Genomic DNA, 12,173 nt, shown 5'->3' on the forward strand with positions numbered 1-12,173 from the left:
AGTTCACAGGTAACAGAAAGAGGATGGGGAAAGTCTCCACCCTCTTTACCTGATGACATAAAGGAATGGAATATGGGAAAAAGATTAGTTGATCAGAGAAATCGATTTGGCATTCGCAAGCTCTCAGTAGGCGTCTGCTCGGTAGTTGTAGCGACTTGTTTTTTAGGAGTCACTACCAGCTACGCAGAGGAACAAGCTGAGAATAGTGAACCACGTGAAGAACGGGTTGAAACAAGCAATGCAGGAGATCAAGGAGAGGAGGAGAAAACTGTGAACGAGCACCAAGAAGAATCAGAGCATGCCTCAGCAGCAACGAGTGAGAAAGAAAGCCGAGCAGTCAGCCAAGGGACAGAAGCCACCCAACCAGCTACTTCTCTAGATGAGGAACCTGAGATTGCGGATTATGGACCGCTTCCAAGCAAGGCCCAAATGCAATACCACCGCGAAGAATTGGCGGCTTTCATCCATTTTGGGATGAATACCTACTATGATCGTGAGTGGGGAGATGGGCAAGAAGATCCTTATGATTTCTATCCAGAGCATCTGGATACCGACCAGTGGATCAAAACCCTGAAAGATGCTGGTTTCAAACGGACCATCATGGTCGTCAAGCACCATGATGGCTTCCTCTTGTACCCTTCTAAATACACCGACCATACTATTGCCAAAAGTGGTTGGAAGGAAGGAAAAGGCGATGTCCTAGCTGAGGTTTCAGCTTCTGCTAGCAAGTATGACATGGATATGGGGGTCTACCTCTCGCCTTGGGATGCTCACAGCCCGCTCTACCATGTGGATACAGAGGACCAATACAACGAATACTATCTCAACCAGCTCAAAGAAATCCTTGAAGATCCAAAATATGGTAACAAGGGCAAGTTCGTAGAAGTCTGGATGGATGGAGCGCGGGGCGATGGGGCTCAAAAAGTCACCTATACCTTCGACAAGTGGTTTGATGCCATTCGTAAGGCCCAAGGGGACATTGCCATCTTCTCGGCTGAGCCCACCAATGTTCGTTGGATCGGAAATGAGAAGGGAATCGCTGGAGATCCAGTTTGGCATAAGGTCAATCCAGATAAGATCCGCAACAATCCATCCAACAGCTACCTCAATCACGGGGATCCGGAAGGGAAGCAATACTCAGTGGGAGAAGCCGATGTTTCTATTCGCTCCGGCTGGTTCTACCATGACAATCAAGAGCCTAAGTCCTTGCGCGAATTGATGGACATTTACTTCAAATCGGTCGGCCGTGGGACTCCACTCTTGCTCAATATTCCACCCAACCAAGATGGGAAATTTGCGGATGCCGATGTGGCCCGTTTGAAAGAATTCCGTCAGACCTTGGACCAACTCTACAGTGTGAACTATGCGGCAGGAGCTTTGGTAGAAGCTGACTCGACACGACGCAATCCGCTCTACAAGGCCAGCCATTTGACAGATGGCAATGAAAAGACCAGTTGGGCACCTGCAGATGATGCCAAGACCGGATCTTTTGTTCTCGATCTTGGAAAAGAACAGCATTTTGATGTGGTAGAGCTCAAAGAAACCATCGAGAAAGGCCAACGGATTTCCGGTTTCACTATTGATGTGGCTGTGAATGGTCAATGGGTTCCTTTTGGGGCTGGCTCAACCGTAGGTTATCGACGTTTGATCAAAGGGCAACCAGTTGATAGTCGCTATATCCGGGTGGCCATCACTGATGCCCAAGCTACTCCAATCTTGAACGGAGTCTCTGTCTATAAGACGCCAGCTAGCATTGAAGAAACCGATGGCTATCCGCTTGGTTTGACTTATCATTCTGACCGGACTGCTGACCGGGCCAATGGTCAGTGGAATGAAGAGGGAGAAGGTGTTCGAGGCACCTCTATGTGGACCAAGGAAAAAGGAGCTTCGGTGACCTATCAGTTTGAAGGCACTAAGGCCTATGTCGTCGCAACCGTGGATCCTGGTCATGGGGAAATGGATGTCTATGTCGATGGCCAAAAGCTAGCGACGGTCAATACCCAAAGCCCGAGCCGCAAACGCAGCCAAAAGGTCTATGAAACACCGGACTTGGCAGCAGGATCCCACACCTTGACCTTGGTCAATAGCAAGGGAGATGCGATCGCAACGGAAGGGATTTATGCCCTCAATAACCAAGAAAAGGGGATCTTTGAGTTTGCCCAGCCAATCCTAGCTGTTAAGAAAGGCGACCCAGCGCAAGTCGTCGTCAAGAGAAAAGGTGGCTCTAAAGGAAGTGCCGGTCTGAAATTGATCACAGAACCAGGAACAGGGGTTCATGGCAAGGTCTATAAAGATACCAACGTCACCCTTGAGTTCGCAGATGGCGAGACAGAAAAAACAGTCCAAGTTCCAACCATTGATTTTGCAGGAAAAGCGACCGATGTCTATGACTTTAAGGTCAAATTGTTGCATCCGGATCAAGGAAGCTTGGTCGGCTTTATTCCAGAACTGACAGTTCAAGTGATGAATGAAGACCAGTTGCCAGAAAATCGCAAAGAAGTGGATGACCAAGATCCAAAACTGCACTATAGCCAAGGCTGGCATCATGAGAAAGACAACAAAGACTTCTCAAATGGCACAGAATCTTGGTCCAGCTTTAACCAAGTGACCGATGAGGAAGGCAAGAAACACATTGAAGTGACCATTACCTTTAAGGGCACGGGTGTGGAGGTTCGAGGAGTAGTCGACCCAAGTCATGGTCTTTACAGCGTCACCCTGGATGGAAAAGAAATAGCCTTCGAAGAAGGTCGTGGCTATGATTATGAAATCGAAGGCGATCATTATTTCAGTGGCTATGGAGATCAACGCAAGCTCGACCAGAGTTTGGTCAATCTGCAAGGTCTAGCAAAAGATTATCACCAATTACGCTTGCACCTAGATCCAGCCCTCAATGACCCTCAGTCATCCAGAGCCATCCAGGTAGACCGATTTATCCTATCAGGGAAAGATAGCCAGTTGCTCAGTCAAGAAGAGCTACAACAGATCATCAGAGAAGGAGTAGAAAAGATCAAGGCTGCTTCTCTCGATCGTTTGAAAGCAGACCTCAAACCGACGGTTCAAGGACAATTGACGGACTTGACTCAGTTGTTGGATCAAGAGCGACCAGATTTGGTTGCTGCAGCTAATCAAGTGAAAGCCCTTGAAACTATCTTAGAAGATGCTCGCAATTATGAACCGCTGACGCAGACACGACCAGATCAAGGTGTTCGGGATTTGATTCTTGAAAAACCAGAACTTCTCATCGAAGCGGAGGAGATTCCATTTGAGAGTCAAACACGTGAGAACAAGGACTTGGCCAAGGGCGAGAGCCGGATCCTTCAATCTGGGAAGGTCGGACGCCGATTGAAATTGATTGAGGTCCGACAAGAAGAAGGCAAAGAAATTCGGACAGAAGTCGATGCCTTTGTCGAAGTGGAGGCCCAGGACCAGATCACAGAAGTCGGAACGAAGGAAGCGGAAGAAAGTCCGTTGAGAGCTGATATGCCGACTCCAACCACTCCTGTAACTCCAAGTAAGGTGCAGCCAGAAGTTATGACTCTTTCTCAAGCAGAAGACAAAAAAGAAAAAGAAAGACCAGTTCTCTTCCAACAGAAAACCCCAGAAGCAGTTTCTGTTTTGACTTCAGACCATCCGGAAAAAGAAGATGTTGAAAGTCCTTCTCTACAATCGGAAGGAAAACTTCCTCAAACCGGTACAAAAGAAAGTGGTTTCTTTGCTTGGTTAGGCCTTCTTGGTCTAGGTTTCTTTGGTGGAGGCGCCAAATTCGCTCGTCGCAAAGAGTAGTTCATTCTTGTCATAAGAGAGTGGGACAGAAATCGGTAATTCGTTAGAATTCGATTTCGTCGTCCCACCTCCGCACAGTTGAGTAGGGCTGTAAAAGCTGATGAAATCAGCGTAGTAGAGCCCACTCAACCACTGCGTCTTGCTCGACAATCCAAAAATAATTGAGAGGCTAGGACTTTTGTCCCACTCTCTTTTATTTTTTCCTTTCCTTAAGAGATTCCTATTTCCATAGAGTCTTTGCTTTATTTACAGCCGTAAAAATTGTATAATAGTCAAATAAGGTCAATGATGAGAAGGAACATTCCAAGGCCATTTTTTATGGGCCAAAGAGCAGAGCATCCATCTAGAAAAAAACAAGCCAGAAAGGAGCATCATGGCAAATAAGAACACATCTGATAGCATCGAAGCTTATATTAAGGCCTTGCTGGCTCAAGCTGGCATGGCAGAGCTCAAAAGAAGTGAGTTAGCCGATGTCTTTCAGGTCGTACCTAGTCAGATTAACTATGTCATTAAGACTCGTTTTACCGAGAGCCGAGGCTATATTGTAGAGAGCAAGCGCGGTGGTGGTGGCTATATCCGCATTGGCAAGGTCCAGTTTTCAGATCACCATCAGATGCTCCAAGACTTGGCAGCCAATATTGGAGAGACCATCAGCCAGCAGGTCTTCAATGATATCCTCCAGATGCTCTATGAAGAAAAATTATTGACAAAACGTGAGGCTCAGCTCTTGCTTGCGACGACCTCCGATGAGGTCCTAGGTCGAGATGCTCTCATCCTACGAGCAACGATGCTGAAAAAAATCATTCAACAAGTAGATAGAAAAGGAAATACCGACTAGATGAACTATTCAACAGCACTGTTAGAAAGTATAGAAGCGGCCCAAATACTAGCAGGCCACTATCAGGGGCATACCTTAGATACTTGGCATCTCCTGACGGCTATGGCCAATAATCCCTATAGCGTGGCAGGTTCTGTACTGAACGATTATCCTATGCAGATCGATGAGTTTCAGGATGCGGCGGAGCATATTACAGGCCAAGCTTTTCAAAGCGACAATCGGTATGAAATCTTCCCATTTTCTTATCGGATGGAAGCCATTATGAAGCACGCAAGAGAGATTGCCCAGGTCCTTCATGCCAAGACCTTGGGAACAGAGCATGTGCTCCTCTCTCTTCTAGCAGACCGTGGGACCTTGGCGAGCCAAGTCATGGAGTTTGCCGGCTTTGCCTTTACAGAGCAAGACAAGGGAGTTCCTATTGCCTCCCTTCGAAAGAATCTTGAAGACAAGGCAGGCTGGGACAAGAACGATATCAAAGCCATTCGGAGTCTTTATCGGGCTCAAAACCCTAACCGCCAAACCATGGGAAATATGATGGGCATGCCACCAAGCACCAGTGGAGGTCTTGAAGATTATACCCGTGATTTGACAGAAATGGCGCGTGCAGGCCAGCTTGAGCCTGTGATTGGTCGGGATGTAGAGATTTCACGCATGATCCAAATCCTCAGCCGCAAGACGAAGAACAATCCTGTATTGGTGGGAGAAGCAGGGGTCGGAAAAACAGCCCTTGCCTTAGGTCTGGCCCAGCGGGTCGCTAGTGGCAATGTTCCAGCTGAAATCGCGCAGATGCGTGTCTTAGAATTGGATCTCATGAATGTCGTTGCAGGGACGCGCTTCCGTGGGGACTTCGAAGAGCGGATGAACAATATCATCCAGGACATCGAAGAAGACGGTCACGTGATTCTCTTTATCGATGAACTGCATACTATTATGGGGTCAGGATCCGGTATTGATTCGACCTTAGACGCAGCCAATATTCTAAAACCAGCCCTGGCACGGGGAACCTTGCGTACAGTTGGGGCAACGACTCAAGATGAGTACCAAAAGCATATCGAAAAAGACGCAGCCCTCTCTCGACGTTTTGCGAAAGTCACCATTGAAGAGCCAAGTGTTGCAGATAGCATCCAAATTCTCCAAGGCTTGAAAGAAACCTACCAGGACCACCATCATGTGACCATTACCGATGAAGCGATCGAAACAGCTGTCAAATATGCCCACCGCTATTTGACCAGCCGTCAATTGCCAGATTCAGCCATTGATCTCTTGGATGAAGCGGCAGCTACCGTACAAAACCGCGATTCCAACGGTCACGTAAAAGAAGAGTTGACCGCCTTAGACCGGGCCTTGATGGACGGCAAGTGGAAGAAAGCAGCCCAGCTCTTAGAAGTAGAGGCCGCTCCCATTGTCTACAAAAAAGAAGTCACTGACCAAGATGTCTTGGTGACCTTGAGCCAATTATCCGGTATTCCAACTCAAAAACTGACCCAAACCGATGCCAAGAAGTACCTAAACTTAGAAGCAGAATTGCATAAGCGCGTGATTGGTCAAGACCAAGCCGTTTCGAGTATCAGTCGGGCTATTCGACGCAATCAATCAGGTATCCGTAGCAATAAACGTCCGATCGGTTCTTTCATGTTCCTAGGACCTACCGGTGTCGGAAAAACAGAGCTAGCCAAAGCTTTGGCGGAAGTTCTGTTTGATGATGAATCGGCCCTCATCCGTTTTGATATGAGTGAGTACATGGAAAAATTCGCGGCCAGCCGCCTCAACGGAGCCCCTCCAGGATATGTGGGCTACGAAGAAGGAGGCGAGTTGACCGAGAAAGTCCGCAACAAACCATATTCAGTTCTCTTATTTGATGAGGTGGAAAAAGCCCATCCAGATATTTTCAATGTCCTTTTGCAAGTCTTGGATGACGGAGTCTTAACCGATAGCAAAGGCCGGAAGATTGACTTCTCCAATACCATTATCATCATGACCTCAAACCTGGGAGCTACAGCCCTTCGGGATGATAAGACAGTTGGCTTTGGGGCCAAAGATATCCGCTTTGACCAAGCCAATATGGAAAAACGCATGTTTGAAGAGTTGAAGAAGACCTATCGTCCAGAGTTTATCAACCGGATTGATGAAAAGGTAGTCTTCCATAGCCTATCCAGCGAGGACATGCAGCAGGTGGTGAAAGTCATGGTCAAACCGCTCATCGCGACCTTGGCCGAACAAGGCATGACCCTCAAATTCCAGCCTTCAGCGCTCAAGTTGCTAGCAACCAAAGGCTACGATCCAGAAATGGGAGCTCGCCCACTGCGTCGTGTCTTGCAGACCGAAGTGGAAGATCAACTAGCAGAGCTATTGCTGAAAGGCCAAGCCCAAGAAGGGCAAACCATCAAGGTTGGAACGACAGCCGGAACGATCAAGTTCGAGATTGTCTAGGAGGATGTCATGACGCTTCAGCGATTAACCCGTATTTCGCTTTTGGCGGCCCTTTGTGTCGCTCTACGTCAGGCTTTTGCCCCTTTCCCAAATGTCCAACCTATTTCTGCTATCTTTTTTCTCTTGGTGATATTTGAAGGGTATAGCTTTGCTTTTCTTGTGATGATGATCACCATGTTTGTCTCCGCCTTTTTCCTGGGGATGAGCCTGATTGTGTTCTTTCAGATTGTCGCCTTTGGCTGTTTGATGCTCATTTGGCGCATCAGTTACAAGTGGTTGCCCATTGTCCTTCAGATCCTTTTTGTGGGCCTACTGTCCTTTGCTTATGGGGTCTTGATCGATAGTGTTTATGCCTTGATGTACCATATTCCTTGGTGGACCTATGCTTTGGTCAATGGTTTTAGTTTTAACCTTGCCCATGCTCTGTCGACGATCATTTTCTATCCCATTATCTATCAAATCTTTAGGAGATTTTATGTTGAAAAAAACCATTTCTAGCTTGATGACCTTACTTGCAGCTCTTCTTTTAGCGAGTTGCGCTCCGTCTCATAGCACAAACAATCAACCAACAGCTTCTAGCGCAGAAGTTGCCAAGAAAAACGAAATTTCGATTACAATTAGCGTGACGCCAGAAGGTCAAAAAGCGCAATCAAAAACCTTGAAAGTAGCAGAAGAGAGCAACCTCATGAAAGTGCTCAAAGCCAACTACAAGATTGAAGAAAAAAATGGCATGATCACCTCGATTGACGGTCACAGCCAAGATGAAGCAAAAGGTCTTTACTGGATGTACAAGATCAATGGCGAAATGGCTCCAAAAGGTGCTGCTGAAACCACCGTTAAAAAAGGGGACAAGATCGAATTCTATCAAGAAGTGTATAAATAAGAAAAGCTGGACAGTATGTCCGGCTTTTTTTTGCAAAGTTTAGGAACTTACCTAAAATTTCTTTCAAATTAGAAAAATATTTGAGAAACTATTGACAGCCTCATATAACAGTGTTACAATAATGTTACAAAATATTACAAATGTTACAAAAAAGAGGTTCTGTTATGAAAAACAAAAAAATCATTTCCCTAGCAGCGCTAGCTCTTACAGCTAGTCTTTTCCTAGGAGCTTGTGGCGGGAATAAAGAAGAAAAAACTTCAGAAGCAAGCAGTTCAAAGACCAGTCTGGTTAAACAAACCAGCTCTTCTTCTAAGAAAAAAGTGATCACTAGTAAAGATCCGATTGCCTCTTCATCCTCTGATAGCAAATCAGAAGAAAGTCATACTGTTGGTAGCAAAAATAACCAAGCAGCAGCTAGTCAAACACCTGCTCCAGCTAAAGAAGCGACACCAGCAGCACCCGTAACAAAAGAAACAAAAGAAGTAGCCACTCCAGCAACACCAGCGAAAGCAAAATTGCCAAGTCTAGAAGACGGCCATGCCCAGGCTAAGAAGCAAGCTTCTGCGACGGAGAATGCCCAATACAAGGGAGTCTATTCTGTGGCAGCAGGGGATTTCTCTGCAGCAGCTGGGAATTGGTCTGACAAACGCGACACTGGAGTCACTATTGGCCAAGGTGGTCAAGTGACCATCCAACTTCCTGGGGGCCAACCCGTAGCCTATGGTATCAGCGCTTATAACTATACCTTGGATGATGGTCATTACCATGCTAATCTCTCAGCAGGCGATGGGTCTGCGGCGACTCTAGATATCGTAGTTGGAAAAGATGGCTCTGTATCTAGTGTGACGGTTCTTAAAGACGGTGTTAGCCACTCCCTCACTCGTGAATAAAATTCGAAAGATCTGAAAGGATAAGCTTCTCTTTTCAGATCTTTTTTTGTTGATTTGAAGAAAAATATATTTTTTTATAAAAAACTACTGACAGATAGAAAATATAGTTTATAATAAAAATATAAAGGAAATCTATTTATAAAAAATTATAAAAAGGAGTTCATATGAAAAAAGAAAGAATTGCCCTGGTTTTTGGAACCTTTGCGCCTCTTCATCAAGGGCATATTGACCTGATCCAGCGGGCCAAGCGTCAGTGTGATCGCGTTCGTGTCATTGTATCTGGTTATGAAGGGGATCGTGGTGAAGAAGTGGGACTGACCTTACAAAAACGCTTCCGTTATATCCGTGAAGCCTTCTCAAATGATGAGTTGACCCAAGTCTATAAGTTAGATGAGACAGAACTTCCTCGTTATCCCTTGGGCTGGGAGCCTTGGTTACAGACAGCCCTAAACACCATCCAGTATCAAACAGAGACAGAAGAGTTGATCTTTTATGTAGGGGAGAAAGCCTACAAGGAAGAGTTGGAAGCTAGAGGGTTTGAAGTTCACTTAGAAGAGCGTCGCTTCGGGATCTCTGCTACCATGATCCGGGAAAATCCCAGCAAATACTGGAAATACATTGCCCAGCCCTTCCGTCGCCAGTTCACGAAAAAAGTCTTGATCATGGGGAGCGCCAGCAACGGGAAAACGACCCTTGCAAAGGACTTGGCTCGCTTTTACGATGCACCTGTTAGTCTTGAGTATGCCCGTGAATACCAGATCAAGAACAATGTGCGGGATGATGAACTCACGCCAAAAGATTACTATTACCTACTCTTAGGACAGTATGATCAAACCTCTAAGCTCATCGATAGTAGTGCCAATCGAGGCCTTGTCATCGCAGATACCAATTCCCTGGTGACCAAGGGTTATTACGACTACTATATGGAAGTCGAAGGCCAAGATACCAGCATGACCGATACCTTCGACAACCTCTTTGTCAGTATTCTCTCCAAAGAAAAATGGGATTTGATCCTCTTTGTCCAGCCGATCGGCTCTTATGTCAATGATGGTTTCCGAGACATGACCATGGCTGACGAAGAGATCCGCACCAGCTTTTCAAATTACCTGGACCAATTGCGCCAGCAATACCTAGGAAACATTCCGACCACTCTCCTCGCATCAGACTACCTCGGCAACTACGAAGAAGCCAAGAAGGTGATCGATGCCATTTACCAAGCCGACTAAGGAGCAGCTTATGAAAAATCTATCTGAAAAATTCGCAACTTTTAGCCAAGACTTTAAAAATGTTCACCAAGAAGCGAAAAAGCAAGGCTTTGTCAATATTATGAAACTCCTGTGGAAGGACCTTTTTGTGGGACGTACAGCCTTTCAATGGATCTATCTCCTTCTTCTTTCCAGCGTTCCCTTCTTCTTAGAATGGACCAAAGCCCTCAAGAAGGAGGTGGTTTAGATGGCAAGTCTCTCAATTCCAGCAGGAATGACGGAGAAAGAGTATTTTGAGACGGTCGCTAGTGAAGCAGACTTTCTCAAGTGGTACAAGGAGCAAGATCTGCCAACTTATGAAACTCCAAGTGTCACAGCGGACATGGTGGCTTACTGTTTTGTTGAAGGTAAGCTCAAGCTCTTAGCTATTCGCCGCAAGGCTCACCCTTATCAACACCGCCTCGCCTTGGTGGGGGGCTTTGTGAACAAGGATGAAGATGCGACTCATGCCTGTATCCGAGAAGTCAAAGAAGAAGTTGGGCTCGATCTGCCAGTGAATAAGGTGGAGCAGCTCATGACCGTTTCCACCCCTGGGCGGGACCCCAGAGGCTGGGTCATTACCATCGCCCATCTGGTCTATCTGCCAGCAGAAGCAGTAGAGTTAGCCCATGCTGGTGATGATGCCAAGGAAGTCGTTTTTCTCGATGTCGATTTCAAAAGGTCCCAGTGCTTGCTAGAGGGAAAGGTTTTAACTGCTTCTGATTTTGCTTTTGACCACTATCAAATCATTCAAGAATCGATCAAGCGGATTCAGGGACGTCTCAACTGGAATCCAACCTTCCTCTATCTGTTAGAGGAGCCTTTCACCGTTTATGAAGCAACCGAATTGGTCAATCTGATCAATCCTGGACGTCCCATCGTTAGCAATAACTTCCTCGTAAAATTCGGAGAATTCGTGGAAGAAGTGGGTCTCAAGCGGGTACCTAAGAAAAAACCACGCAAGACCTATCGCTTAAAACAGTAGATCGAGCGGGGTTCATTCTACCAGCCCTTAGTTACTAGTAGTAGCCAAGGGCTTTTTCTGATTTTTCCTGCTCCACTTGTGTGCAAAGTGGTATAATAAACATAATTGAGATCAAAAGAGACAAGACTATGGAAGAAAAAATAATTTTACCACAAAATACACGACTGATGGGGGCTCTGCTTGGTTTTATAGGAGGAGGCCTCGATGTCTTTTGCCACATGCACTACCGGAGTTTGGTCGCGACCCAAACGGGGAACCTACTGCTTCTCATCGCTGATTGGCACGATCCCCGTGTCGAAAACACCATTATGCGTTTTTCATCTATTCTATTTTTCTCGATCGGCTTTGTGGTTGCCCTCCATATCAAAGAGTATCGCAGGACAGCCTTTTGGCGGACCAAGATGTTGATTCCTTTGTTTGTGGTGACACTCCTGATTCCCTTGGTGTCTGTCATACCACCTGTAGAAGTTCCCTTTATTGCTTTTGGGACAGGGATGATGATGTTGACCTTTACAGGGAGCCTCATCGAAAATCACCCTTATGTGATCTTTATGACTTCCGGAAATTACCGCAAGATGCTGACGGCCTTGTACCGAATCACTCGAGGAAAGGGAGATTTGGACGAGTATCGCAGACAAGCGATGAATTACGGGATTGTCGTTGGAAGCTTTATTGCGGGAGCTATTAGCGTAGCCATCCTCATGCATTTCATTCACCAATGGGCCATCTGGCTGATCACAGCCAACCTCTTTTTGATCATGACCTACTACACCGCCAGAGTCAAACAACTCGGCCTGCAAACAGACAATCTATAGAAACAGGACCCCGTGTGAGGTCCTGTTTTAGATTAATGACAAAGCCATCTTAGAAACTTTCCTTAGGTGAGTACGGACGTCAGCGAACTTCGAAGAAGTTCCATGACTTAGTTTTGAGCCTAAGGTCTCAAAACTCCCGAGTGCCTGAAACAATCGTGTTTCAGGCACTTTTCTCACAGCGGAAAGTTTCGGTATTTTTTTGATTCGCTCAAAAAATTAAAACATATTTATATTTCTTTGCAGAATTGCTTAACTTATTTTATTTAAAAATAGTACAGAGAGTGGGACAGAAATCGGTAATTCGT

9 protein-coding genes and 1 pseudogene are annotated in these 12,173 nt (G+C 46.1%); all 10 read left to right on the forward strand.

Annotated features, from left to right (window positions below; genetic code table 11):
* Positions 1-72: 72 nt before the first annotated feature.
* Complete coding sequence (locus HMPREF2685_RS01990; protein ID WP_070464955.1) at positions 73-3,783, forward strand: alpha-L-fucosidase; 3,711 nt, start codon at positions 73-75, stop codon at positions 3,781-3,783.
* Positions 3,784-4,156: 373 nt separating this feature from the next.
* Entirely contained in the window at positions 4,157-4,621 is a 465-nt protein-coding gene (locus HMPREF2685_RS01995) for a CtsR family transcriptional regulator (protein ID WP_003002068.1), read from the forward strand.
* Positions 4,622-7,051 carry an ATP-dependent Clp protease ATP-binding subunit gene (locus HMPREF2685_RS02000; protein WP_024055407.1) on the forward strand — a complete coding sequence of 810 codons (2,430 nt, stop codon included), beginning with the start codon at positions 4,622-4,624 and terminating at the stop codon, positions 7,049-7,051.
* Between the two features lie 9 nt (positions 7,052-7,060).
* A complete protein-coding gene (locus HMPREF2685_RS02005; protein ID WP_049483393.1) occupies positions 7,061-7,549 on the forward strand; it encodes a hypothetical protein in 489 nt (162 codons plus the stop codon).
* Positions 7,527-7,934, forward strand: a complete 408-nt coding sequence (locus HMPREF2685_RS02010; protein ID WP_049483392.1) for a DUF4430 domain-containing protein — start codon at positions 7,527-7,529, stop codon at positions 7,932-7,934. Before HMPREF2685_RS02005 ends, HMPREF2685_RS02010 begins: the two co-directional genes overlap by 23 nt.
* A 164-nt stretch (positions 7,935-8,098) precedes the next feature.
* Entirely contained in the window at positions 8,099-8,824 is a 726-nt protein-coding gene (locus HMPREF2685_RS02015) for a hypothetical protein (RefSeq protein WP_037608145.1), read from the forward strand.
* A gap of 164 nt (positions 8,825-8,988) precedes the next feature.
* Entirely contained in the window at positions 8,989-10,050 is a 1,062-nt protein-coding gene (locus HMPREF2685_RS02020; RefSeq protein WP_070464958.1) for an AAA family ATPase, read from the forward strand.
* A gap of 10 nt (positions 10,051-10,060) precedes the next feature.
* A pseudogene (locus tag HMPREF2685_RS02025) lies at positions 10,061-10,252 on the forward strand (hypothetical protein); the annotation flags it as partial.
* Positions 10,253-10,276: 24 nt separating this feature from the next.
* Positions 10,277-11,053: an NUDIX domain-containing protein gene (locus HMPREF2685_RS02030; RefSeq protein ID WP_070464961.1), complete on the forward strand. Its 777-nt coding sequence runs from the start codon at positions 10,277-10,279 to the stop codon at positions 11,051-11,053.
* Positions 11,054-11,181: 128 nt separating this feature from the next.
* Positions 11,182-11,868 (forward strand): YoaK family protein, encoded by a 687-nt coding sequence (locus HMPREF2685_RS02035; RefSeq protein ID WP_070464964.1) that lies wholly within the window; start codon positions 11,182-11,184, stop codon positions 11,866-11,868.
* The last annotated feature ends 305 nt before the right edge of the window (positions 11,869-12,173 follow it).

This window comes from Streptococcus sp. HMSC074F05 (genome assembly GCF_001808725.1).
Lineage (GTDB): Bacteria > Bacillota > Bacilli > Lactobacillales > Streptococcaceae > Streptococcus > Streptococcus parasanguinis_I.

Coding starts and splice junctions, on each gene's coding strand:
- HMPREF2685_RS02015 (WP_037608145.1), top strand. CDS start 8,099: ATGAAAAACAAAAAAATCATTTCCCTAGCAGCGCTAGCTCTTACAGCT.
- HMPREF2685_RS02000 (WP_024055407.1), top strand. CDS start 4,622: ATGAACTATTCAACAGCACTGTTAGAAAGTATAGAAGCGGCCCAAATA.
- HMPREF2685_RS02010 (WP_049483392.1), top strand. CDS start 7,527: ATGTTGAAAAAAACCATTTCTAGCTTGATGACCTTACTTGCAGCTCTT.
- HMPREF2685_RS01990 (WP_070464955.1), top strand. CDS start 73: ATGGGAAAAAGATTAGTTGATCAGAGAAATCGATTTGGCATTCGCAAG.
- HMPREF2685_RS02035 (WP_070464964.1), top strand. CDS start 11,182: ATGGAAGAAAAAATAATTTTACCACAAAATACACGACTGATGGGGGCT.
- HMPREF2685_RS02030 (WP_070464961.1), top strand. CDS start 10,277: ATGGCAAGTCTCTCAATTCCAGCAGGAATGACGGAGAAAGAGTATTTT.
- HMPREF2685_RS02005 (WP_049483393.1), top strand. CDS start 7,061: ATGACGCTTCAGCGATTAACCCGTATTTCGCTTTTGGCGGCCCTTTGT.
- HMPREF2685_RS02020 (WP_070464958.1), top strand. CDS start 8,989: ATGAAAAAAGAAAGAATTGCCCTGGTTTTTGGAACCTTTGCGCCTCTT.
- HMPREF2685_RS01995 (WP_003002068.1), top strand. CDS start 4,157: ATGGCAAATAAGAACACATCTGATAGCATCGAAGCTTATATTAAGGCC.